17 protein-coding genes, 2 pseudogenes and 1 riboswitch are annotated in these 24,090 nt (G+C 40.2%); of the genes and pseudogenes, 11 read left to right on the forward strand and 8 right to left on the reverse strand.

Going from position 1 to position 24,090, the window contains the following annotated elements; translation table 11 throughout:
• Positions 1–12: 12 nt before the first annotated feature.
• From dapB to ribB, 6 genes are all read left to right on the forward strand, one after another.
• A complete protein-coding gene (gene dapB / locus P4S65_RS11395; RefSeq protein ID WP_096792859.1) occupies positions 13–816 on the forward strand; it encodes a 4-hydroxy-tetrahydrodipicolinate reductase in 804 nt (267 codons plus the stop codon).
• A gap of 361 nt (positions 817–1,177) precedes the next feature.
• Positions 1,178–2,314, forward strand: a complete 1,137-nt coding sequence (carA, locus tag P4S65_RS11400; protein ID WP_096792860.1) for a glutamine-hydrolyzing carbamoyl-phosphate synthase small subunit — start codon at positions 1,178–1,180, stop codon at positions 2,312–2,314.
• A gap of 16 nt (positions 2,315–2,330) precedes the next feature.
• Entirely contained in the window at positions 2,331–5,549 is a 3,219-nt protein-coding gene (gene carB / locus P4S65_RS11405) for a carbamoyl-phosphate synthase large subunit (RefSeq protein WP_033037722.1), read from the forward strand.
• A 48-nt stretch (positions 5,550–5,597) separates the two neighbouring features.
• On the forward strand, positions 5,598–6,074 hold the full coding sequence (gene greA, locus P4S65_RS11410) for a transcription elongation factor GreA (RefSeq protein ID WP_004335404.1): 477 nt from the start codon (positions 5,598–5,600) through the stop codon (positions 6,072–6,074).
• 158 nt (positions 6,075–6,232) lie between these two features.
• The gene (locus P4S65_RS11415) at positions 6,233–7,291 is read left to right on the forward strand and encodes a S66 family peptidase (RefSeq protein WP_096792861.1); all 1,059 of its coding nucleotides are present in this window, start codon (positions 6,233–6,235) and stop codon (positions 7,289–7,291) included.
• Between the two features lie 80 nt (positions 7,292–7,371).
• A riboswitch (FMN riboswitch) is annotated at positions 7,372–7,543 on the forward strand.
• 244 nt (positions 7,544–7,787) lie between these two features.
• Entirely contained in the window at positions 7,788–8,441 is a 654-nt protein-coding gene (gene ribB, locus P4S65_RS11420; RefSeq protein WP_096792862.1) for a 3,4-dihydroxy-2-butanone-4-phosphate synthase, read from the forward strand.
• 787 nt (positions 8,442–9,228) lie between these two features.
• Here the strand turns inward: ribB and P4S65_RS11425 are convergent.
• A pseudogene (locus P4S65_RS11425) lies at positions 9,229–9,480 on the reverse strand (NAD(P)H-dependent oxidoreductase); the annotation flags it as partial.
• 189 nt (positions 9,481–9,669) lie between these two features.
• On the opposite strand from P4S65_RS11425, the gene P4S65_RS11430 reads away from it, so the two are divergent.
• On the forward strand, positions 9,670–10,110 hold the full coding sequence (locus P4S65_RS11430) for a T6SS effector amidase Tae4 family protein (RefSeq protein WP_232525520.1): 441 nt from the start codon (positions 9,670–9,672) through the stop codon (positions 10,108–10,110).
• On the forward strand, positions 10,107–10,508 hold the full coding sequence (locus P4S65_RS11435) for a hypothetical protein (protein ID WP_096792864.1): 402 nt from the start codon (positions 10,107–10,109) through the stop codon (positions 10,506–10,508). Before P4S65_RS11430 ends, P4S65_RS11435 begins: the two co-directional genes overlap by 4 nt.
• Before the next feature lie 113 nt (positions 10,509–10,621).
• On the opposite strand, the gene P4S65_RS11440 is transcribed toward P4S65_RS11435, so the two are convergent.
• Both P4S65_RS11440 and P4S65_RS11445 read right to left on the reverse strand, forming a co-directional pair.
• Positions 10,622–11,278 carry a nitroreductase family protein gene (locus tag P4S65_RS11440; RefSeq protein ID WP_182715806.1) on the reverse strand — a complete coding sequence of 219 codons (657 nt, stop codon included), beginning with the start codon at positions 11,276–11,278 and terminating at the stop codon, positions 10,622–10,624.
• Between the two features lie 362 nt (positions 11,279–11,640).
• Positions 11,641–12,666, reverse strand: coding sequence for a zinc-binding alcohol dehydrogenase family protein (locus tag P4S65_RS11445; protein ID WP_337120167.1), 1,026 nt, complete (start codon positions 12,664–12,666; stop codon positions 11,641–11,643).
• Between the two features lie 133 nt (positions 12,667–12,799).
• Here P4S65_RS11445 and P4S65_RS11450 point away from each other — a divergent pair.
• Positions 12,800–13,737 (forward strand): annotated as a pseudogene (locus tag P4S65_RS11450) (LysR family transcriptional regulator).
• Positions 13,738–13,749: 12 nt separating this feature from the next.
• Here the strand turns inward: P4S65_RS11450 and P4S65_RS11455 are convergent.
• The 3 genes from P4S65_RS11455 to P4S65_RS11465 all read right to left on the reverse strand — a co-directional run bounded on the left by P4S65_RS11455 (position 13,750) and on the right by P4S65_RS11465 (position 19,200).
• A complete protein-coding gene (locus P4S65_RS11455) occupies positions 13,750–14,640 on the reverse strand; it encodes a dienelactone hydrolase family protein (protein ID WP_337120168.1) in 891 nt (296 codons plus the stop codon).
• A 229-nt stretch (positions 14,641–14,869) separates the two neighbouring features.
• On the reverse strand, positions 14,870–18,019 hold the full coding sequence (locus P4S65_RS11460) for an efflux RND transporter permease subunit (protein WP_337120169.1): 3,150 nt from the start codon (positions 18,017–18,019) through the stop codon (positions 14,870–14,872).
• Positions 18,020–18,021: 2 nt separating this feature from the next.
• Positions 18,022–19,200 carry an efflux RND transporter periplasmic adaptor subunit gene (locus tag P4S65_RS11465; protein ID WP_337120170.1) on the reverse strand — a complete coding sequence of 393 codons (1,179 nt, stop codon included), beginning with the start codon at positions 19,198–19,200 and terminating at the stop codon, positions 18,022–18,024.
• Positions 19,201–19,369: 169 nt separating this feature from the next.
• On the opposite strand from P4S65_RS11465, the gene P4S65_RS11470 reads away from it, so the two are divergent.
• Positions 19,370–19,633 (forward strand): YkgJ family cysteine cluster protein, encoded by a 264-nt coding sequence (locus tag P4S65_RS11470; protein ID WP_008134548.1) that lies wholly within the window; start codon positions 19,370–19,372, stop codon positions 19,631–19,633.
• 619 nt (positions 19,634–20,252) lie between these two features.
• Here the strand turns inward: P4S65_RS11470 and P4S65_RS11475 are convergent.
• Positions 20,253–22,106: a TonB-dependent receptor plug domain-containing protein gene (locus tag P4S65_RS11475; RefSeq protein WP_096792870.1), complete on the reverse strand. Its 1,854-nt coding sequence runs from the start codon at positions 22,104–22,106 to the stop codon at positions 20,253–20,255.
• Between the two features lie 340 nt (positions 22,107–22,446).
• Between P4S65_RS11475 and P4S65_RS11480 the strand changes: the two genes are divergently transcribed.
• Positions 22,447–22,935, forward strand: a complete 489-nt coding sequence (locus tag P4S65_RS11480) for a peptide-methionine (S)-S-oxide reductase (protein ID WP_337120171.1) — start codon at positions 22,447–22,449, stop codon at positions 22,933–22,935.
• 544 nt (positions 22,936–23,479) lie between these two features.
• Here the strand turns inward: P4S65_RS11480 and P4S65_RS11485 are convergent.
• The gene (locus P4S65_RS11485) at positions 23,480–24,031 is read right to left on the reverse strand and encodes a DUF4136 domain-containing protein (protein WP_337120172.1); all 552 of its coding nucleotides are present in this window, start codon (positions 24,029–24,031) and stop codon (positions 23,480–23,482) included.
• Between the last annotated feature and the right edge of the window lie 59 nt (positions 24,032–24,090).

A 24,090-nucleotide genomic window follows, 5' to 3' on the forward strand; every position in this document is an offset into this window, starting at 1 on the left:
TAGGTAAAAACAATGACTACAAATCGAATAGGCGTTTTTGGTGCTAATGGCAGAATGGGCTTAGCTCTATTAGAAGCAGCGACAATTAAAGAGCAAACACAACTTACAGGTGCATACGTTCGTAGCAGTTCATCGTTATTAGGTATTAATGTAAATCAAGTAAATAGCGCAGCCGACAGCAGTGTTAGCTTTAGCGAAGAAACCACAATAGATAATGTAGATGTTTTAATCGACTTTACGCTTCCCGCTGGTATGAAAAACCATTTAAAAACCGCTGTAGCACAAAAAATTCCTATGGTTATTGGTACAACGGGCTTAACAAGCGACGATATGGCACTTTTACACGATGCCGCTAAGCATATTCCTATTGTATTTGCGCGAAATTACAGCGTGGGTGTCAATGTATTACTCAACCTTGTGCAAACTGCAGCGACTAAGTTTGGTGACGATTTAGATATCGAAATATTTGAAGCGCACCACCGTCATAAAATAGATGCACCATCTGGTACCGCACTGGCAATAGGTGAGTCAATCGCGCAAGCGAAAGGCTGGGATCACGACGAGGTTGCGGTATATGACCGAAGCCAAGTAGAAACAGCTAAATCTCAAAATGAGATTGGTTATTCTGTCCTAAGAGGGGGCGATATAGTAGGTGAACATACCGCATACTTCGCTACAATGGGCGAAAGGCTTGAATTGACACATAAAGCAAGTTCGAGAATGACGTTCGCTCTAGGTGCTATAAGGGCTGCAAGCTGGTTGAAAAACAAACCTGCTGGACTTTATGATATGCAAGATGTGCTAGATCTTAAGTAGTTTAGTTACTATTTTAACTGTTTGGGTCTAATTTCACCTACAGTGACTTATTTGTAACAATTAACCAAATAATGTTAGACCTAAATAGCAACTTCATGTAATATGCAGCCAATTTGCCAAAAATTACTAAATGCGTGTTTCCAATTATACCCAAGTGGCTAGTAAATCCAGGGTTTCAGTGGGAATGAAAATAGTTTTAGGCAAGAAAAATGATTGAAGGTTGAATGCTTTACATCTGCATCATTTAAGACTGCGTAAAACAATTTAAGCTCACAAAAATCTGGTTTTGACGATCCCTCTGGGTATTGGCGGGGTGTTAAGCAATTGCTTACTCCCGTTTTTTACTGTTAGGAGGTTTAACTTGACTAAATCCGCTCTGTTAGTCCTAGAAGACGGCACAGTGTTTCGCGGTACTGCAATCGGCGCTGACGGCATGTCAGTCGGTGAAGTGGTATTCAATACGTCTATGACTGGTTATCAAGAAATTTTGACTGATCCATCATACGCGGAACAAATCGTAACTTTGACGTACCCACATATCGGTAATACGGGTACCAACAGCGAAGACGAAGAAGCGAATCAAATTTGGGCTAAAGGCCTAGTGATCCGTGATTTGCCACTGCTAGCAAGTAACTTTCGTAACGAGCAATCGTTAGATGATTACTTAAAAGAACGTAATATTTTAGGTATTGCGGACATCGACACCAGAAAGCTAACTCGAATTTTGCGTGATAAAGGCGCACAAAACGGGTGTATTGTTGCCGGTGACGAGCTAGACGAAAATAAAGCGTTACAAGCCGCGCAAGCCTTCCCAGGTTTAAAAGGCATGGATTTAGCAAAAGTTGTCTCAACCAAGGAAAATTTTGAGTGGCGCGAATCAAGCTGGACATTAGGTGAAGGATTTAAAACCCTTGACGCTGCTGATGAAAAGTTTCATGTTGTTGCCTACGACTTCGGTGTAAAACGTAATATCTTACGTATGCTTGTAGACCGTGGTTGTAAACTTACAGTAGTACCAGCGCAAACTTCAGCCGCTGACGTACTTGCTTTAAACCCTGATGGTATCTTCTTATCTAATGGCCCTGGTGACCCTGAGCCATGTACTTACGCTATTGATGCAATTAAAACCTTTTTAGAAACCGACACACCTATTTTTGGTATCTGTTTAGGTCATCAGTTATTAGCCCTTGCCTCAGGTGCTAAAACAGAAAAAATGAAATTTGGCCACCACGGCGCTAACCACCCAGTTAAAGACCTAGACCGCGATGTAGTTATGATCACAGCTCAAAACCATGGTTTTGCAGCTCAAGAATCAAGCCTACCAAGTACGCTTCGTGCCACGCATAAATCGTTATTTGATGGAACGCTTCAAGGTATTCATCGTACAGATAAACCTGCGTTTAGCTTCCAGGGTCACCCTGAAGCAAGTCCAGGTCCACACGATGCAGCACCATTATTTGACCACTTCATCGATTTGATGCAAGCGCGTAAACACTAATTTAACTGGAGTAATAATGCCAAAACGTACCGACATAAAAAGCATTCTTATCTTAGGCGCAGGCCCAATTGTAATTGGTCAAGCTTGTGAATTTGACTACTCTGGTGCTCAAGCGTGTAAAGCACTTAGAGAAGAAGGCTATAGAGTTATATTAGTTAACTCAAACCCTGCAACTATCATGACCGACCCTGAAATGGCTGATGCTACCTACATCGAACCAATTCACTGGGAAGTGGTTGAAAAAATTATTGAAAAAGAAAAGCCTGATGCAGTACTGCCTACAATGGGTGGTCAAACAGCATTAAACTGTGCACTTGATTTAGACAAGCACGGTGTATTGGCTAAGCATGGCGTTGAGCTAATTGGCGCAACGGCTGATGCAATCGACAAAGCAGAAAACCGTGAACGCTTTGACGTAGCAATGAAAAACATTGGTCTTGAATGTCCACGTGCTGAGATTGCTCACACAATGGAAGAAGCAAAAGATACAATGACCCGCATTGGCTTGCCGTGTATCATTCGTCCTTCTTTCACCATGGGTGGCACCGGTGGCGGTGTTGCTTACAACATGGAAGAGTTTGAAGAAATTTGTGAGCGCGGTTTAGACTTATCGCCAACAAACGAATTATTGATTGATGAATCACTGATTGGTTGGAAAGAGTACGAAACAGAAGTTGTACGTGATAAAAACGATAACTGTATTATTGTTTGTACCATTGAAAACTTTGACCCTATGGGTGTTCACACTGGCGATTCAATCACCGTTGCACCAGCGCAAACGTTAACCGACAAAGAATACCAAATTATGCGTAACGCCTCTATGGCGGTATTACGTGAAATTGGTGTAGAAACTGGCGGTTCTAACGTGCAGTTTGGTATTAATCCTGAAGATGGCCGTATGGTTATCATTGAGATGAACCCACGCGTATCACGCTCATCTGCACTTGCATCAAAAGCAACGGGTTTCCCAATTGCTAAAATTGCTGCAAAGCTAGCAGTAGGTTATACGCTTGATGAACTTCAAAACGATATTACTGGCGGTAAAACTCCAGCGTCTTTTGAGCCTTCAATCGATTACGTTGTAACAAAAATTCCTCGCTTTAACTTTGAAAAATTTGCCGGTGCTAACGACCGCTTAACTACGCAAATGAAATCTGTTGGCGAAGTAATGGCGATTGGTCGTAACCAACAAGAATCATTACACAAAGCATTACGTGGTCTTGAAGTGGGCGCAACAGGTTTTAACCCAATAGTTGCACTTGATGACCCTAAAGCGAAAGAAAAAATCATCCGCGAATTACGCGAGCCAGGTGCTGAGCGTATCTGGTACATTGCCGATGCAATGCGCCATGGTATGAGCGTTGATGATGTTTACGAGCTGACTAAAGTTAATCGCTGGTTCTTAGTACAAATAGAAGATATTTTAAAAGACGAAGCAAAAATTGGTGAAGTAGGTATGGCTGGTTTAAATGCCGACTTCTTACGTAAACTTAAACGCAAAGGTTTCGCAGATCCACGTATAGCTGAAATTGCTGGTGTATCTGAAGCTGAAATTCGTAAAAAACGTCACTTATTAAACATCGTGCCAGTATACAAGCGTGTTGATACGTGCGCCGCAGAATTTAGCTCAGACACAGCTTACATGTACTCATCTTACGATGAAGAGTGTGAAGCAAACCCAACAGATAAAGACAAAATCATGGTTATTGGTGGCGGGCCTAACCGTATCGGCCAAGGTATTGAATTTGATTACTGTTGTGTACATGCCTCGCTTGCGCTTCGCGAAGACGGCTATGAAACCATTATGGTTAACTGTAACCCTGAAACAGTATCTACCGATTACGATACATCAGACAGATTATACTTCGAACCAATTACACTTGAAGACGTACTTGAAATTGTACGTGTTGAAAAGCCTAAAGGCGTTATCGTGCAGTACGGTGGTCAAACACCACTTAAATTAGCACGTGAGCTTGAAGCTAATGGTGTGCCAGTAATAGGTACTTCACCAGATGCGATTGACCGTGCAGAGGACCGCGAACGCTTCCAACAACTTGTTGAGCGTTTAAATTTACTTCAGCCAGAAAACGCAACAGTAACTTCAACTGAAGAAGCACTACTTAAATCAGTTGAGATTGGCTTCCCATTAGTTGTACGCCCGTCGTATGTACTAGGCGGTCGTGCAATGGAAATTGTATACGACGAAGATGATTTACGTCGCTACATGACCGAAGCGGTACAAGCATCAAACGAAGCACCTGTATTACTGGACCGTTTCTTAGATAATGCGATTGAAGTTGACGTTGACGCAATTTGCGACGGCGAGCAAGTAATCATCGGCGGTATCATGGAGCACATTGAGCAAGCGGGTGTTCACTCGGGTGACTCAGCCTGTTCATTACCTGCGCATTCTTTATCACAAGAAGTGCAAGACGTAATGCGCAAGCAAGTAACCGACATGGCGCTTGAGCTTGGTGTTGTAGGTTTGATGAATACACAGTTTGCCGTAAAAGATGGCAAAGTGTACTTAATTGAAGTCAACCCGCGTGCCGCACGTACTGTACCGTTTGTATCAAAAGCAACCGGTGTAGCGCTTGCAAAAGTGGCGGCTCGTTGTATGGCGGGTCAGTCTTTGGCAAGCCAAGGTATCACTAAAGAAGTGATCCCTCCTTATTACAGCGTTAAAGAAGTTGTTTTACCATTTGCTAAGTTTCAGGGTGTGGATCCAATCCGTGGTCCTGAGATGCGTTCAACGGGTGAAGTGATGGGTGTTGGTGATACTTTCGCCGAAGCATTCGCAAAAGCACAATTAGGTGCAAGCAACACTTTACCACGCGGTGGTCGCGCGTTATTATCTGTTCGTAATAGCGATAAGCCACGCATTGTTGAATTAGCCAAGATTATGACCGACTTAGGTTTTGAACTTGACGCAACGGGTGGCACGGCACACGCTCTTGAAGAAGCTGGCATTGAAGTACGACGTGTAAACAAAGTATATGAAGGCCGCCCGCATATTCTTGATTATATCAAGAATAAAGAGTACAGCTATATCGTTAATACCACCGAAGGTCGCCAAGCGATCGAAGATTCGAAGGTGTTACGTCGTGGTGCATTGCAAAATAAAACCAACTATACGACAACCTTGAACGCGGCTTTTGCTAACTGTACTGCTAACAAAGCAGATGACCGTAGTAAAGTAACGTCAGTTCAAGAGCTACACCTGCGATTGAACTAAGGAAATGTGCCAAGGCCAACTAGGGCCTTGGTGTTAAGTGAGAAAAGTATGCAATCAATTCCGATGACAGTTCGTGGCGCAGATTTACTGCGCAAAGAGCTTAACGAATTAAAAACAGTTACCCGTCCAAAAATTATCGCCGACATTGCTGTTGCGCGTGAACACGGTGACTTAAAAGAAAACGCTGAGTACCACGCTGCACGTGAGCAACAGGGTTTTTGTGAAGGTCGTATTCAAGAAATTGAAGCTAAACTTTCAAATGTTCAGATAATCGACGTAACTAAAATGCCAAATACGGGCAAAGTTATTTTTGGTACCACAGTAACTATAGTAAATGTAGATACGGATGCTGAAGTAAAATATCGTATTGTAGGCGATGATGAAGCAGATATTAAAAACAACTTAATTTCTGTTAATTCACCGATTGCACGTGGCTTAATTGGTAAACAAGTAGACGATGCAGTGTCTATCCAAACGCCAAAAGGTATCGTTGAGTACGAAATCATTGAAGTTGAGTATCTTTAACGCATAACTCACTTTAACGTTTTAAATAAAAACCGATGTATTTACATCGGTTTTTTTATACCTTAAATAAATCACTATACTGATAAGGGTGTTCATATTGCATAAAGAGTGAGCATGATGATATAGGTACATAATCACTTCATTAAAAGGAACACTCAATGGCTAATATACTTTACCCAGCGCCTTTAAAAGTAGGCTCTAAAATTGCTATTTGCTCACTTTCATCTGGGCTAAAAGAAAAATACCATGCTCGATTAGACATTGTTATAAATGGACTAAAACAAAGAGAGTATGGTGTTGTTGAAGGGGAGTTTTTACGTCAAAACAAACCACGTGAACAGCTTAACGCAAAAGCGCATGCTCAGCAGCTAATGGTTTTTTTACTTGATGATGAAATAGATGCGATTATGCCGCCGATGGGTGGTGAGCTGGCAATGGAGATACTGCCACTACTTGATTTTAACGCCATTAAAGAAGCAAAGCCTAAGTGGTTAGTTGGTTTTTCTGATGTGAGTACTATTGCATGTGCATTAACAGCTAAGTGCCAATGGGCAACCCTTCACAGCGCTAATCTTATGCAGTTACATCCAGATGAAAAAAATCCGTATAGCTTACAAATATTTGAAACTCTGACCTACGAAGCCGGTAGTAAATTTGAGCAAGGTCCTTCTTCTTTATATCAAAAAAATAAGCCTGATTACGCGCAAAACCCGAACGAATTACTCAGCCCGAGTGAGCCCACAAATTGGCAATGTTTAAACTACACAGATAAACGTACCATAGAAATGTCTGGTCGGTTATTTGGTGGGTGTTTAGATACCGTAGGTTTATTGCTTGACTCGCCATTTTTAGCGCTGCATGAGTTTAAGACGCACAGCGCACCTGAAGGACTTATTCTATACCTCGAAAACTCAGAACTTACACCAACAACCGTTGCACGATTTTTACTGTCATTAAAATTAGCGGGCATATTTGACGACATCAATGGTTTGATTTTAGGGCGAAGTGAAATTACACAAAGTCATTACGATGCCTTTGATTATCGTCATGCGCTTGATGTTGCACTAGGTGGGTGTTTATTTCCTGTAATTATTGATGCCGATATAGGTCATGTTCCACCTAACTTAAATTTAGTAAACGGCGCTACTTGTACAATCACCGCTGAAATAAATGAAGGTAAAGTCATCAAAGCCTCATTAAATACCGAGCTTTGTTAGAAGTGTACTCACTTACCTTTGATAAGTAATTAGGTTAAAGGGTATAATAAGCCCGCTTTTATAGCGCTCTAGTTATAAAAGTGAATTCTCAGGGCGGGGTGAAATTCCCCACCGGCGGTATGTTTAATGTTTTTTATGACTTAAACGAGCCCGCGAGCGCTTTATTTAACTTATTTTAGGTTAAGTAAAGGTCAAGCAGATCTGGTGAGATGCCAGAGCCGACGGTTACAGTCCGGATGAAAGAGAATATGGCTTATTATACTAATACCGATTTTATTAAAGGCCTGATCATTGTATCGCGTTAAGTGAGCTGTTTTTTTGCGCTATAATTAATCACTAATTTAATGCAGTTGGTATAACACTGTGCGCTGCATTTTGCTGCGTGCTTTTTGTTATTCTATTTAAGCTATTTTGGTAGTGTTCGCTTTAAATTTAAGTGATGTATTACTGATCCTTTCACAGTCCTGAATCTATTATTTTTAATTGGAATATAATGATGATTCAGTCTCTACTTACTCAATTCGGCGAAAGCCATACCCGCGTACAAAGCGCAATCACTGCACTACAGCAAGGCCAAGGCGTACTTGTTGTTGATGATGAAAACCGTGAAAATGAAGGCGACTTTGTTTTTTCAGCTGAGCATTTAACGACTTCTCAAATGGCCGAGATGATCCGCGAAGGCAGCGGCATTGTTTGCTTATGCATGGGGGAGGAGCGCATTAAACAGCTCGATTTACCGCAAATGGTAGCTAACAATACGAGTCAAAATAACACCGCTTATACAGTCACTATTGAAGCTAAACATGGCGTTACAACAGGTGTGTCTGCTGCGGATAGAGTAACTACTATAAAAGCAGCGACAGCCGATAATGCAAAACCAAGTGATTTATCGCGCCCAGGGCATGTGTTTGGTTTAAAAGCACAAACGGGTGGCGTATTAGTGCGTCGCGGTCATACCGAAGCATCAGTTGATTTAATGCAACTTGCCGGCTTAAAACCATTTGGCGTAATTTGCGAACTTACTAATCCCGATGGTTCAATGGCGCGCTTACCTGAAGTGAGTGATTATGCTAATAAGCATAATATGACCGTGGTTTCTATTGAAGATCTCGTGCAATACATTCAAGCTGCGCAGCTTAAAGTAGGTTAAATTACTATTTTATCAGCCTTAGATATATTAAAAGCACGCACCTGTTGCGTGTTTTTATGGGCCTAACTTGCTCTTAAAATATAATAATCACTTGTTTTTATTTACGTTATTTAAGAAGCTTAGCGAAGGAATTGCACTTTCTGTAGCCGCTACATACAGTACTCTATAAGGAATTACCCCATTAAAATAGATTATTCTAACTATACACTTGAAGAATTGTTCGATGTAAAAGCTAATATAGATAAAGATAAATACACTGAGAATTTCAATGCATTAATGGCTGAATTTTTAAAAAGAGAAAACGAATTAAAACACTATAATGATGCGATAGAAAAAGAGGCTGAGGCTAAAAAAATATTACGAATGACCAGCTGCTCTAATAAAAGAATAGCGGGTGTGTTTTTATTTGGTTTGTGTATCAGTTTACCCTTATTGTTGTTCGCTGAACTGTCGATTTTAAGCACGATTAATCAATTTTACAGCGTGGTACTTTTACTTATGGTGGGGTTACCTTTATTGCATTCTTTTCGTTATGGCTGGACACTATCTAAATACGGTATAGTGACTGTAACCGACGATGTGTTTTCCTTCACTGTAATGCAATTTTTTTATAGCTGTACTTTTTGTTCAATACTTTTGCTTACCATATTAAGGTGGCCTTAACAGTTACTGCAGCACATTAGTACAGAGTAATATGCTTGGATCCTTTACTGAATATGAGTTGTATTTATAAATGTATAAGCGAAAAAATAGCAGCTGATATAAACCAGCTGCTTGGTTTGAAAAATTATAAAACTTGAATAACTTGCTCTTTAGCTAAACGTGATTTAGGTAATTTGGCATTATAATCTTCTGCGTCATCATGGTAGCCAAGCACTAAAGCTACATCACAAATGTAACCATCTATCTCTTTTTCAAAAACTTCGCCAATCAGCTCGGCATCTACGCCTTCCATTGGAGTTGAATCAATCCCTAAGCGTTCTGCTGTATGCATTGTATTACCAAGCGCTATGTAAGTTTGTGCTTTAGTCCACCTCGAATAATTGTTATTTTTTAAGAAAACTTCCAGACTTTATTTGAGAGGCTAATTAAAGTGTGTGACATTACATGTTAACTGTCAGTGCTAACGTTATAGTATAAGTGAAAGATAGTACGGCTTATTTTGCTTTTGTAAGCGAGTTAATGCCATGCTATATTGACGTTAACTTATATAAAAGGAATTAATAATATGATCGTTAAATTTAATAAACTTTGGTCTAATCATCCATATCCTGACGCACCTTGTGATAAATCTCTGTTTGGAAATCAATGCGCTATTCGCATGGGGGTTGCGCTAGAAAAGTCAGGAATAGATACTTCGTCTTTTGATAGTATGTATCCTCAACGCCGGTGCTACCCTGGTTTAAAGCATAGTCCTAGACATATCTTGGCAGCTCAGGAGCTTGCAAATTGGATTGACTCTCCTCGTAGCACTGCATTTGGTACTAAAAAAGTAATTAAAGGGGGCGCTTTATCCAAGTTGAAAGATAAAAAAGGAATTATATTTATAATGAATGGCTGGGGTAATACTGATCACATTGACTTGTGGGATGGGGAGTACCTAAAGGGTGGTAACACAGATTGGCTGAATTTAGGTGATGAGATCTGGTTTTGGGAAATTTTAGTATGAGAAATAAATTAACATTTAGCTCTATGTTACTTTTATTTTCTTGTTCAAATATAAACGCTGGCATACTTTTAGATGCTGAAATTTGCGAAGTTTCAATGGACAATAATAGTGAAAAACTACAGTTGTCACCTCCATGCTCATTAGTCAAAACTGAAAATGGCAAGAAAAATTTTTTTCAATTTAATGAAAGTAAAATTTATATTATTTCTGGAGCCCCGGCTAAATTAGAGAAATTAAAAAGATGGTCAGTAAAAGAGAGTGATAGATGTTCACTGGAATATCAGGCTGTTATAGTCGTTAGTAATAAATTTTCTCTATCTAAACTGAAAGATAAAGGTTTAGTGTGTCCTGATATTGGTTTAGATGAAAAGTTTTATCAACAATTTGTCCAATATTAATCTATGAAAGAGTAGTACAGTTTTCTCGCTTACTCCATATACCTTACGGATTATAAAAAACCACTTATTATAATAAGTGGTTTAATTGAAAACTGTTATTAATATAGTATTACTTATAAAACCTGAATAACTTGCTCTTTAGCCAAGCGAGATTTAGGTAGCTTAGCATTATAATCTTCAGCGCTATCGTGATAGCCAAGTACTAATGCGACGTCGCATACGTAACCATCAAGTTCTTTTTCAAAGACTTCGCCAATCAGCTCGGCATCTACGCCTTCCATTGGAGTTGAATCAATGCCTAAACGTGCAGCGGCATGCATAGTGTTACCCAGTGCAATGTAAGTTTGTGCTTTAGTCCACTCTTCATTAACGCCTTGCTCATCAGTATTCATATCAACAAACGCATAAGCACCAAAAGCTTGTTCGCGATTTTCTGCTTTAGTACGGCCATTTTTAATATCTGCATCAATAACTTGTGCGTAGTCATCGCGGGTATATTTAGGATTGTGAGCGAATAATATTATATGCGAAGCTGTTTTAATATGTGGCTGGTTAAACGCAAATTTATTAGCAAATGTACTATGCATACGCTCTTTAGCCTCATCTGATTCAATTACGATGAATTTCCAAGGCTGCGAGTTAATAGATGATGGAGATAGGCGCATAGCTTCGTAAATAACGGCTAAATCGTCTTGAGATACACGTTTCGTTGCATCGTAACGTTTTGCTGTGTAACGCTTTTCTAAGTCATTAAGAATAGGGTGAGTCATTAGTTTCTCCATTGAGTAGGTGTTTTACCAGTATTTACTATGTTGAGTCAGTTTTAGTAAAAACAAACCCTTTTAAAAATTTATTACAAAAATAATATCGTGTTTTTAAATCACTCTACTTATTTGATTCAATTGATATCTACGTAAAGTAAGGCCTATCAATATAGCTAGGTACGGATAGTAGTGGGTTATTACAATATGATAAACAGGTATATGGTTGAATCATTATCAAATATTATTAGGTAATAGTTTCTTTAATAAATATAAATACAGCCATAGCCACCCCGAAATATTGGCTGAAGACACCAATTACATTGGTGCCTTCAATTAATTCAGGCAGCGCGTATTTAGTATTTATGGAATTAAAAATCTTCCAACACTATTTTTCCAATAGAGCGACCTTCTTCAAGTTCTGCGTGTGCAATACGCAGGTTAGCCGCATTTATAACGCCTAAATTTTTACCAATCGTTGTTTGAATATGGCCCTGATCAATTAACTCAGCAACATGATTTAATAACTTGCTTTGCTCAATTAAATCTTTGGCATTAAACATTGAGCGGGCAAACATAAATTCCCAATGTAGCGATAAGCTCTTCATTTTTAATTTACTAACATCTAATGACTCAGGATCGTCAATCATTGCAATTTTACCAAAGGGTGCAAGTACCTCTGTATACGCTTCAAAATAAGTATCAGTACTGTGCAGACTTGCTACATGTGTTACCGAGCCAATGTTTAATGCATCAATTTGAGCGGGTAATGGTTTTGTATGATCAACAACATAATCTGCGCCTAGTTTTTTAACCCATGCTTGTGAGCTTTCACGCGATGCAGTGGCAATCACAGTTGCGCCAGTAATCGCTTTAGCAAGCTGGATAAAAATAGAACCAACGCCGCCTGCGGCACCTGTTACTAAAATAACTTCGTCTGATTTTGTTGTTGAATCAGCTGCTTGTTTTACAATGTTTAAATGCTCAAATAATAATTCGTACGCTGTTATTGCAGTAAGGGGTAATGCAGCAGCTTCAGCATCGTTTAAGCTTTGTGGTTTGAACCCTACAATGCGCTCATCCACTAATTGAAATTCTGCATTACTACCTGGGCGGGTAATATCACCTGCGTAATAAACCGCATCGCCAGGTTTAAATGCCGTTACAGCTTCACCTGTTGCAACAACTTCACCAACTGCATCCCAACCAATTACTTTTACTTCACCGTTTGTTGGTAGCATATATAGGCGCACTTTATAATCGGCAGGGTTAACTGCAATAGCTTTAACTTTAATTAATAAATCACGACCTGTTGCAACTGGCTGTGGTAATTCAACATCAATTAACGATTCAGGATTAGAAACAGGAAGAGATTTTTTATAACCAATGGCTTTCATAATAAGTGTCCTAATTTGTTTACATATAAGGTGCAAGCCATGCTTTGGCTAGCTGATGGATATATAGTAGACCTTGCTTTAATATAGATAAACCGCATAATTGTTGAATCATTATCAAATAAAAATAGATAATATGAACATAGAAGATTTAAAACTTATTTTAAAAGTAGCTGAGTTTAGAAGTATTACGCTCGCAGCTGCTAAGTTAGATATGCGTACAGCCACAGCAAGCGCTGCTATTAAACGTGTTGAGGCAGCCCTTGGTAGTGAGCTATTTGTTCGTACAACACGTCATTTAAGGTTATCGGCTGCTGGGGAGCGCTACATACCACAATGTGAGCAGGCTTTAGCTGTACTTGAGCTTGCAAAGCAAAATCTAAAAGGTGAGCATGACGAAATTGAAGGGAGTTGCGCGTTGCCCTTTCATCTGACTTAGGCCGTAACTTAGTGATCCCATGGATTGATGAACTCATGGACACTTATCCAAAGCTAAGTTTAAGAACGCATATAAGTGATAGTAATATCGACTTTTACCGTGACTCAGTTGATATAGCGCTTCGTTATGGCTCGCCTAATGATGCTAGCGTTTATGGTTTTAAAATTTGTAATGTACCGCGCTTGTTGTGTGCTAGCGAAGAATACCTCTTACAAAATGGAAGCCCTGTGCATCCCGATGATTTAGCGTCGCATCAAGGTTTGTTTTATCAGTTGCAGGATATTATAAATAATACGTGGGAATTCAGTGATGGTGAGTCAAAATATAAAGTTAAAATGGATGGTAGGCGCGCCTCAAACGATGGCGATTTAGTCAGGCGCTGGTGCGTTGCGGGTAAGGGCTTAGCTGTAAAGTCGGCTCTTGATATGGCCGACGATTTACTCAATGACAGGGTGGTTACTGTAATGCCAAATTATCAACATGTTAATGGTGAACTTTGGCTTATTTGCCCAAGTAGGCAGTCAATAACCCCTGCGGTGCGTTTACTACGTGATGTATGTAGAGCAAAATCCCAAGCTATTTTGCAGCAGTTGGTCAATAAAGGCATTATTGATAAAAGCGTATTAAAGGATTAATACGCAATCAGATCAACTTAGCTTTTCATTAAAAAACTCAACGGTACGTTGCCATGCAAGCTCGGCATTGTCTTTATCATATCGACCTGTAGAGTCGTTATGAAAACCATGATTTGCCCCTTTATACATATGCATAGTGTATTCAACGTTATTAGCTTTTAAATCTTGTTCGTACTGTGGCCACGACGCGTTTACACGTTTATCCAGCTCGCCTAATTGAATCATTAACGGTGCTTTAATATTTTTACGTAAACTTTCACTGGCGGGAGTGCCGTAAAAAGGCACGCCAGCGCTGATTAAATTACTATCAACTGCCGCTAAATAATTAACAATGTAGCCACCAAAACAAAAACCGACAGCGCCTAACTTACCGTTACTGTTAGCATGTGATTTTAAAAAGTGCGCTGCGGCAACAAAATCGTTTTGAATTTTAGCGCGATCCATGGTTTTTTGCACAGCGCGTCCTTCATCATCATTACCAGGGTAGCCACCCAGTGGAAATAGCGCATCGGGTGCAAATGCAATAAAGCCTATCTTCGCTAAGCGTCTTGCTACATCCTTTACGTATGGGTTTAATCCACGGTTTTCGTGTATCACAAGAACAACAGGGAGCTTACCTTCTATGTTTTTAGGGGTTGCTAAGTAACCTTTGCCTTTACCGTGCCCGTCTGGCGAATCGAATTCTTCGTATGTTGCTTTAATATCATCGTCATTAAATGATACTTGTTCAGCCAATGCGTAATTAGGTAATAATGCTGATGTAAGTACAGCCATCGAAAAGCCAAGTGCAGCAAGGCCACCGAGTTTTTTCATAAAAGTACGTCGGTCCATTAAACCGTGGGCGTATTCGTCATACCAATCAAAGGCTTCTTGAGGAATGTGATCAGAGGGGGATGTATTCATGGCTGTTCCTTAACTTTATTATGTCTATTTATTATTTAAATACCATAACGTATTAGGGATAAAAAACGAGCAATATTTCTCTCAATTATTAGGATTGTTAATAAATCCTGCTTGTTAAACAATGGGTAGTAGAGACAGTCTTAGCAAATAGGCGAATATTACCTTTAAGCTAAAAATAAAAAAGCTCGGCATAATATGCCGAGCTTTTTTGGTTGGGATGTTACTTAATTTAGCTATTTGTAGGCGCTGGTTGGGCATCTACTAGTGGCGGCTTGCCACGCATTTTACGAACTAATCGTTTAGCATCTTCTAGTGCAACGTACTGACACGGTATAAGTATCAGTGTTATTACTGTGGCAAATAACACACCAAAAGCAAGTGATACTGCCATTGGGATAACAATTTTAGCTTGTAAACTCGTTTCAAAAATAATTGGCATTACACCAATAAAGGTAGTGATTGAGGTAAGTAATATTGCTCTAAAGCGACGAGCACCGGCTTGCATTACAGCATCCTTAATCGAAACACCTTCAGCGCGGGCTTTGTTTACAAAATCGACCATAACGAGGGAGTCATTTACGACCACACCCGCTACAGCAATAATGCCAAACATAGATAAGCTACTCATGGTCATACCTAAAATCATATGCCCAAACATCGCGCCAACTACACCAAACGGAATAACCGACATTATAATAAGTGGCTGCGAGTAAGAGCGAAGCGGAATGGCTAACAAGGCAAATATAATCATCATTGATATACCAAAATCACGAAGCTGCTCTGAAGCGCTATCCATCTCTTCTTGAATGCGCCCAGCTACATCACTTGTAACGCCAGGGTAGCTTTTAAGTAATGTTGGTAAGTACTCATCACGAATTTCTTCTGCAATTGCAAATGGTTCGGCTTGGTCGGTATTTACCGCAGCCCATACGTTTACAGTACGTTTAGAGTTTTCGCGGCGAATACGGTTTACACCGTCAACTAGTTTAACTTCGGCTACTTCACTTAACGGAACTTCAGCACCAGTAGGTGTGATAATACGCACACTTGCGATATCACTTATTGAGTTACGTTCGTCTTCTGGATAGCGGATCATGACTTTAATTTCTTCGCCTTCACGCAATATTCGCTGCGCTTCTAAGCCGTAGTAACTAAAGCTTACTTGCGATGCGACATCAGCAAGCGTTAAACCCATGCTGTAAGCGAGTGGTTTTAAATCAAGTTGCACTTCGTCGGTAGCGCTTTGCATTGAATCGTTTACGTCGCCAACGCCTTCCATTGTTTGTAATTTGGCTTTTAATTTACCAGCCACTTCTTTTAGCTCGTCAGCATTTTTGCCTTCAAGTTTAAAGCTAACGTCGCCATCATCTCGACCGCCATTCATTATACTGTCTTGAATGGTCATGGTTTTAATGCCTGGTAGGGCGGGCATTTGCTCGCGCCATAATGCACTTAGGGCAAAGGTGTCGATAGGGCGTAAGTCAGGCTCTACCAAAATGGCCATAATATTTGCTTGCGTTCGCCCGCGCAGACTTACTGATAAATCGCGGATCATCGGTTTACCGTATTGCTCTTGTAGTTGCTGATCGACCTTTAACAACACGCTTTCTATTTTACGTGCGGTTTCAAGCGTTGCTTGCTCAGATGAGGCAAGGTTCATTTCTATATCAATACGCGGAAAGTCGTGCGGTATTTTAGGGTTTGGTACAAACTTAACTAAACCACCTGCAAACATACCTGCGCTTACAATAAGCAAACACATAAAACCGACAATCACTGTATAGCGATAATGAATACAGCGGCCAACAAAAGGAAGGTAGTAGTTATTTACAAAGCTTTTTAAACTGCTATCAATCACCATACGTAAGCGATGTAATAGATTTTTAGGGTTTGGTTTACGTGGATTCATTGCTGCAATATGCGCAGGTAAAATTAGTTTTGATTCAATGAGTGAAAAAATCAAACATAAAATAATAACGCCACCAATGGCTTTAGAAAAAGCAGCACCAGGGCCGGTTGCGAGTGTTTGTGGTAAAAATGCCGCAATAGTCGTTAGTACACCAAAGGTCGCTGGCATCGCAACACGTTTAACACCGCGTACTACGTTATCAAGTGTGTGGCCGTATTTTTCTATTTCGGCACTGGCTGACTCGCCCACAACTATGGCGTCATCAACAACAATCCCGAGTACAAGTATAAACGCAAAAAGAGAGGCTAGGTTAATTGTTACATCTAAAAAGCCAATAGGCATAAACAAAAAGGCGCCCAGAAAAGACACCGGTAAGCCCATCATTACCCAAAATGCTAAGCGTAGCGGTAAAAATAGTGCCAGCACTATCATTACTAACAAGCCACCCCAAATCATGTTATCGACCATCATATCGAGTCGACCTTCAAGGTAGTAAGTTAAATCAACAATAGGAGAGAGCTTAACGCCTGCTGGTAAAAGTGGCTCTTTAGTTGCCATGTAACTTTTAAGGACTTTTGCTACATCGGTAATGTCTTGATCTTTTGATGCGTTTACTTCAAACGAGAGTGAATTTTTACCATTGTATTTTGAATATTGTAGACCTTCTTCAAAGCCATCATTAATAGTTGCTACATCGCCTAAATAAATTTGTGCGCCATCAGCAAGGGTAATAAGTGGCAGTTTTTCAAACTCAAAACCACGGTAGGCTTGTTTTTCAACACGCATCGAAATATAACCATTTTCAGAGCGTATTTGCCCCGCCGACATATTTGCCGAAAAGTTTTGCACCGCGCCTGCAATATCTCTAAATGTTAAGCCGTACTCGCGTAGTTTATCAGGGCTGACTTCTATACCAATTTCGTACTCTAAGCCGCCGTTAAAATTAACAAGGTTAACGTGAGGCAGTGCTTGTAACTCGTCTTTTATATCGTTGCCAAGCTCTTTTAACTGGTAGTTACTCATGTCGCCGTAAAGCGCGAGTATCATTACCTCTTGCTCAAATTTATCGCGGCGCACAACAGGGCGCTCCATCCCCGCAGGAAAGGTGTTTATTGAATCAACTTGTACTTTAATTTCATCAAGTACTTCTTGTGGATTGTATTGTTCTTCTATTTCAATCCACGCTTGTGAAAAACCACGGTTAGAGTACGTAATTAGGCGTTTAATGCCTTCAATACCTTCGAGGTTTTCTTCAACTTTTATGGTTATGCCTTCTTCAACCTCTTGCGGGGCTGCACCTGGGTAAACTGCTTGTACGCTTATCCAGTTGCTTTCAAACTGTGGGAACATTTGTTTGCGAATGGTCATCGCCATTAAAATACCGCCTACTAATATAAATATCATTAGTAGGTTGGCTGCAACGGGATTTCGGGCAAACCATGCTATTAACCCTGTTTCACGAGTGTTCATGATTATTCCTCTTTCAGCGCAAGTTGAGTTACATCAGTTTTATCAAGCGCAATATCTTCAATTTTTACTGCCATACCTTCAGTTGGGTATTCAAGCGCTGAGGTAACAATTTGCTCGCCATTTTTTAACCCTTGGCTGGCTATAATCATGCCGTTTTGTTCGCGTATAATATTGAGAGTTTTAAACGACAATGTTAAATCGTCATTTAAAATTACAATTTTATTATCTTTAACTAAGTGGTGCGCAACAATAATTGCGTTATCAAGCGGGCGACCTTCAATGGTAGCGTTAATGTACGAACCAAAACGAAGAGGGCGTGTTTTATCGCCATAAGGTGTTGCAAGTTGTGCAACCAAGTAGCTCATGCGGCTTGTTTGATCAACCACACCTTCGGTGCGAATTACTTTGGCTTGCCACATTGTTTGTTTACCTGCGTATTCTGCGTTAAATGTAACATTTGAACCTACGCCGCCATTTTTTAAATATTGCAGTTCTTGATCGGCAACCGGTAAACGTACCTCTGCAACTGAGGTTGCGCTTAGTGCGCCAAAACTATTACCTGGGTTTACTACTGACCCCAAGCTAATTGTGCGCTCATTAATAATGGCATCATAAGGGGCTTTAATATAAGTACGCTCAAGATTGCGGCTAGCACGCTTAACACTTGCTTGAGCAGAGCGGTAACGCGCTAATTTTTCTGCCAGCTGTGGTTTTCGTAAATAAAGTTCTGATGCAATAGCGTCGCTTGAGTCTGACTTAATGCGCTCCCACTCAGCTTGAGCGACATGTGCTTGCGCGCGTTCTATTTCAAGTGCTGAGCTTGCTTGTGCTAAACCCGCTTGCGCTTCAATAAAGTCTGCCTCGTAATCATTTGCATCAATTCGTGCTAAAATATCGCCTTGCTTTACAAACGCGCCTTCAACAAATTGATCCGATACCGAAATAACTTGCCCGCTAACTTGTGCTATTAGCTCGGTACGATACTTGGGTTTAACAATGCCGTACGATTTAACATCGAGCGTTATAGAATCTAAAAGTACGCTTTGTGTTGCTACTAAAGGGCGTAAATCTTGCTCTGGCTTTTCTTCAGGTGGCTGTTTCATCATCTTAAAGGCTATAGCTAGCGCAATGCCGCCTGCTAAAACAGCGATTGGGAGTATTATTTGTTTTGTAGTAGCCACAAGGCATTCCTTCATAATTGGTGGTGACAGAGCAATAATACGCAATAAAGTGTTTACAAGCTGTTTTAAGATGTAACAAAGCATTACATATGTGTGTTACAACTCGCTATGCGACTAATTAAGTTCCTAAAAAGAAATTAAAGTAAGTGTTTTTTATTCAGAGGAAATTATGAAAACCGAATCGATGAATTGCAGGCTAGGCTGCGGCGCATGTTGTATTGCGCCAAGTATTAGTTCGCCTATTCCAGGTATGCCAAATGGTAAAAAAGCCGGAGAGCGCTGTATTCAGCTGGACGAACGTAATTTATGTAAGTTATTTGGTGATGAAAGTCGGCCTAAAGTGTGTAGCGATTTTAGCGCCACGTTTGATGTGTGCGGGTCAACAAACGCGCAAGCCCTAGCGCTTATTACAGAGCTCGAAGAGCTCACTTAGTGAGCTATTAAAATACACATATATTTACACTTATTTATTACTGTGTATTTATTTTAAGTAATTAAAAGCTGCGCTTTTCACGCGAGCAAGCTCTGCGTCTACTGTCAAAGTGGAGGTTTGTGTCTGTTTTTGCAGACGTAAAGCTTGCTTACGTTACGCGCATTGCCCGTCAATAAGGTTCACAAAGACGGTAAAAGTCGCTGGACTCTAAATAATTAAAAGCTGCGCTTTTCACGCGAGCAAGCTCTGCGTCTACTGCCAAAGTGGAGGTTTGTGTCTGTTTTGTAGACGTGAAGCTTGCTTACGTAACGGGCATTGCCCATCAATAAGGTTCATAAAGACGGTAAAAGTCGCTGGACTCTAAATAATTAAAAGCTGCGCTTTTCACGCGAGCAAGCTCTACGTCTACCGCCAAGGTGTAGGTTTGTGTCTGTTTTGTAGACGTGAAGCTTGCTTACGTTACGGGCATTGCCCGTCAATAAGGTTCACAAAGACGGTAAAAGTCGCTGGACTCTAAATAATTAAAAGCTGCGCTTTTCACGCGAGCAAGCTCTACGTCTACCGCCAAGGTGTAGGTTTGTGTCTGTTTTGTAGACGTGAAGCTTGCTTACGTTACTAGTTACCAGCTATACGTTGCGCTTAACGTATATTGTTCACCGCGCCCAGGTGTACCAGGTATTTCTTCAAACGACTCATCCCATAAGTTATCTGCCGCTAAGGTGATAAATAAATTACTCAACTGTGGCGGCGTTATTTTAAGCGTTAGCTGGGTAAATAACGCGTTGTCATTGCCGTTTCTAAGTGCATTTTTGTGTTGTGTACGCCATTCGTTATCTATTCTAAATTCTAAAATATCAGTTGGGTTGTACACAGCGCCAAGTGTTAAACGGTGATCAGGAAAGTTTAATGCGTAAAAACTGGCATCAATATCGGCTACGCCGTAGTTTTCTGATTTATGTAAATAGGTGTAGCTTGCTATAAGTTTTGCTGTATCAAAGTGCTTAGTCGCTAAAAATTCAACCCCTGCAGTATCAATATCAACTGGGTTTGCAAAGCGCGCTGAAGTTGAATCAAAGTTAAAGGTCCAATCGGTTAAGTTATTATCTTTGCGATAAAAAATAGCCGAGTTTAACTGCCAGCTTTGTTCTTCAAGTAATAAACCTAGCTCCAAGTTTGAAGTGGTTTCGCGCTTAAGGTTGTAATTACTTCTAAATAATCCACCAGAATCACTGCCGCCAATGGCGGTATAGCCTGCAACTTGGCTTGCTTGTGCATAAGATAAATAAAACGTGCGCTCAAAACCTTCGCTGTTTTGTGTATTTAGCGTTACATCACCAATGAGTGACAGTTCAGAGTCGTCTCTATTTGTATCGTCAAACGCAGCACCTAAACGAAATGTAAGTTGTTTATTATCCTCAAGCACCATTTGGTATTCAGGCAATACGCTTAATTTATAATACTTTCGTGAGGTAAAGTTGTTTTCAAGTGTTGTTGATTCAATCGAGTCATCAATAAATTGTGCTGAGTAATTTATTGCCAGTGCATCGCTTTGTGCATGGCGACCCGAAAGTCCAAGCGATTTAACGTCGCTTTTATGAAAAGCTTCAAATGCACTAGGATTTTCGCGCGAGTAAATATAGTGATCGTCATGGGTACGATAATACGCCGATACTTCAAAGTTACTGTTATCAGCGTAGCTTTGCTTGTGATTAAGCATCCAAAGGCGGGTTTCTAAATCTTCAGTTTCGTTAACGCCAAAAGGGGTGTACAAGTTAGGCCAGCCAAAAAACTTATCTTGCGAGCCATAAAATAAATCGGTTTGGCTGTCCTCGCTTGCTAATTGCACGCGAGCTGAGGCGCGCGAAAAGTCATGGTCACCATTATCAATGGTTCCATCACTTTGCGAGTGAGAATACTCACCTTCAAAGCCCAGAGTATAGTTAACTAAACTATCAAGTTGTGTGTTTTTAGCAGCATGAATGCTTTGCAGATTAAAGTCATTTGTGCCAGTACCAAGCGATATACTGCCGCCTGTAATAATTGGTTTCCAACCAAATGAAACCGTACCTACAGAGCTATTCATACCGTAAAGTGCGTTATCGGCACCGGTTAAAACATCTGGGCCGCTTAGCATTTGCGGTGCAATGGGGATTTCAGCAAAATAATGACCAGATTGCGGGTCAAGCAGGGTAGCGCTTCCTACTCTAAAACCGGTGTTTTCGAAAATACCGCCGCGTATAGTTACATCAGCCTGCGCCTCAGCCATATTACGCGATTGTAAATCAACACGAGGGTCATATTCTAAATTAGAAATAGGCGAGTCGAATGTACCTACTGGCAACTTATTTGCAGTGGGTGAGGCCTCAACCGTTATTTTCTCGATTGCCGACTCATCAGATAGCGTATTAGCATTAGCAAATGCAGTAACGCTGCATAATATTGCAGGTATTATAAGGTGTGGTGTGCGATTCATGTGTTTCTCATCATTTTTTATTTGTAGCTGCGGTTACAATTAATTTCAAAGCTTATATTTGAGCATGATAAAATAACTAAATGTAACAGCAGTCATTTTGTGCGCGATTGTACATTAATTTGCTAATAACTGCATTTGATAACCATTTACGTAATACCGACTTTATTAAAAACATGGTCATTCTATCGTATTAAATAGCGCACTCACTGCGTTAAAAATTATTTATATAGAACAACTATATGTCATAATTTTCGCCTTGTTATTGCGCTATTTTCTTGGCGCTATAATAGAACACTATTTTAATGCAATCGGTATAATTACTTATTAGGTAACATTTATAATGGATACTAAAGAATATAATACTATTTACTTTGCTGGTGGCTGCCTGTGGGGCGTACAAGAATTTTTAAAGCACTTACCAGGCATAATAAGTACTGAAGCAGGGCGCGCTAATGGAAAAAATGATAATACACAAGGCGATTACGATGGTTATGCCGAATGCGTAAAGGTCATTTTTGATCCAAAAGCGGTTAGCTTAAACGAGCTATTTGGCTTCTTTTTTGAAATTATTGACCCGTATAGCATTAATAAACAAGGGGATGACGTAGGCCCTAAATATCGCACTGCCATTTATAGCAAAAGCCAAGATCATTTAAATGTCGCTAGCAATTATATAAGCCAGCGAAATGATGCTGATAAAATTGTGGTAGGGGTAGAGCTGCTAACGAACTATGTACCAAGTGATCCTGAGCATCAAGACCGTTTAACTAATTACCCTGATGATTATTGCCACATACCGCTTGAGCTATTGCATAAGTATAAATCGTAATTTAGAGTGGAGTAAGGGCATAAAGATAAGTAATTAGAAGCTATCGCTTCTCGCGCAAGCAAGCTTAGTGTCTACAGGTAAAGTTTAATTCGGTGTTTTTGTAGACGTACAGCTTGCTGACGTGACGAGCGCAGCTCGTAATTTAAGATGGAATACAGCGCTATAAAAGTAAGTAATTAGAAGCTATCGCTTCTCGCGCAGGCAAGCTTAGCGTCTACAGGTAAAGTTTGACACGGTGTTTTTTTGTAGACGTGCAGCTTGCTGACGTGACGGGCGCAGCTCGTAATTTAAGATGGAATATAGCGCTATAAATATAAGTAATTAGAAGCTATCGCTTCTCGCGCAAGCAAGCTTAGCGCCTACAGGTAAAATAAAGCTCAGCGTTTACAGGTAAAGATTAATCGGTGTTTTTGTAGACGTGCAGCTTGCTGACGTGACGAGCGTAGCTCGTAATTACTTAAGTCTGTAAGCCCAAAAATACACACCTACAAAAAAGCTCACGTACTGTGAGCTTTTTTAAAATTTACTTATAGCTAATTTTAATTTACAGCTGTTTTTGCGGCGGGAAGTTACTTAAAATTTCGCTGACTGTTTTATTAATTGATGCTTCACGCTTTTCTGGTGATTGATTTTTCTTTAATCGACCTTCTTTTGCGCCGCGCCATACTAGTTGGTTTGATTCACGGTCTACAATATCAATAATCAGTGTGCCCACTTCGTATTCACGCGCGGTTGTATCGCGTTGAAAACCAGTACCCCAATAACCCCAATGCGGGCGGTAGTTTACATTAAATGTATCTACTTCAAGCTCTTTGTCTACCGATGCATGATAATTAACAAGCACATCAGCTTGTGCTGCATCAACTAAGCTCATACCTAATGTTTGGCTCAGCTCTGCGTTTACGGCAGTGCGAACACGTTTTTCCATTAGACCATTAATTTGGTAGTTATTTGTGTCTTTAGTTAGGCTGGCGTTTTCTACCCAAGCAAATGTTTTAAAATTACTAAAGTTAGCTGATTTATCGTAATCCCAATCTGGGGTTTGTGTACAGGCTGTAAGTAGTGCTAGCGCTGCAACAATAAGTATATTTTTCATTACGTTTGCTCCAATAAAATGCATTAATTTAAAATAACACACATAGTTTAAATGTGTAT

The sequence above is a fragment of the Pseudoalteromonas sp. B131b genome, assembly GCF_037162545.1.
GTDB classification, from domain to species: Bacteria; Pseudomonadota; Gammaproteobacteria; order Enterobacterales; family Alteromonadaceae; genus Pseudoalteromonas; species Pseudoalteromonas fuliginea.

Bases quoted from the DNA above. Each gene is read 5' to 3' on its own strand.
- dapB (WP_096792859.1), top strand. From the start codon at position 13: ATGACTACAAATCGAATAGGCGTTTTTGGTGCTAATGGCAGAATGGGC.
- carB (WP_033037722.1), top strand. From the start codon at position 2,331: ATGCCAAAACGTACCGACATAAAAAGCATTCTTATCTTAGGCGCAGGC.
- greA (WP_004335404.1), top strand. From the start codon at position 5,598: ATGCAATCAATTCCGATGACAGTTCGTGGCGCAGATTTACTGCGCAAA.
- P4S65_RS11415 (WP_096792861.1), top strand. From the start codon at position 6,233: ATGGCTAATATACTTTACCCAGCGCCTTTAAAAGTAGGCTCTAAAATT.
- ribB (WP_096792862.1), top strand. From the start codon at position 7,788: ATGATTCAGTCTCTACTTACTCAATTCGGCGAAAGCCATACCCGCGTA.
- P4S65_RS11430 (WP_232525520.1), top strand. From the start codon at position 9,670: ATGATCGTTAAATTTAATAAACTTTGGTCTAATCATCCATATCCTGAC.
- P4S65_RS11435 (WP_096792864.1), top strand. From the start codon at position 10,107: ATGAGAAATAAATTAACATTTAGCTCTATGTTACTTTTATTTTCTTGT.
- P4S65_RS11440 (WP_182715806.1), bottom strand. From the start codon at position 11,278: ATGACTCACCCTATTCTTAATGACTTAGAAAAGCGTTACACAGCAAAA.
- P4S65_RS11445 (WP_337120167.1), bottom strand. From the start codon at position 12,666: ATGAAAGCCATTGGTTATAAAAAATCTCTTCCTGTTTCTAATCCTGAA.
- P4S65_RS11455 (WP_337120168.1), bottom strand. From the start codon at position 14,640: ATGAATACATCCCCCTCTGATCACATTCCTCAAGAAGCCTTTGATTGG.
- P4S65_RS11460 (WP_337120169.1), bottom strand. From the start codon at position 18,019: ATGAACACTCGTGAAACAGGGTTAATAGCATGGTTTGCCCGAAATCCC.
- P4S65_RS11470 (WP_008134548.1), top strand. From the start codon at position 19,370: ATGAAAACCGAATCGATGAATTGCAGGCTAGGCTGCGGCGCATGTTGT.
- P4S65_RS11475 (WP_096792870.1), bottom strand. From the start codon at position 22,106: ATGAATCGCACACCACACCTTATAATACCTGCAATATTATGCAGCGTT.
- P4S65_RS11480 (WP_337120171.1), top strand. From the start codon at position 22,447: ATGGATACTAAAGAATATAATACTATTTACTTTGCTGGTGGCTGCCTG.
- P4S65_RS11485 (WP_337120172.1), bottom strand. From the start codon at position 24,031: ATGAAAAATATACTTATTGTTGCAGCGCTAGCACTACTTACAGCCTGT.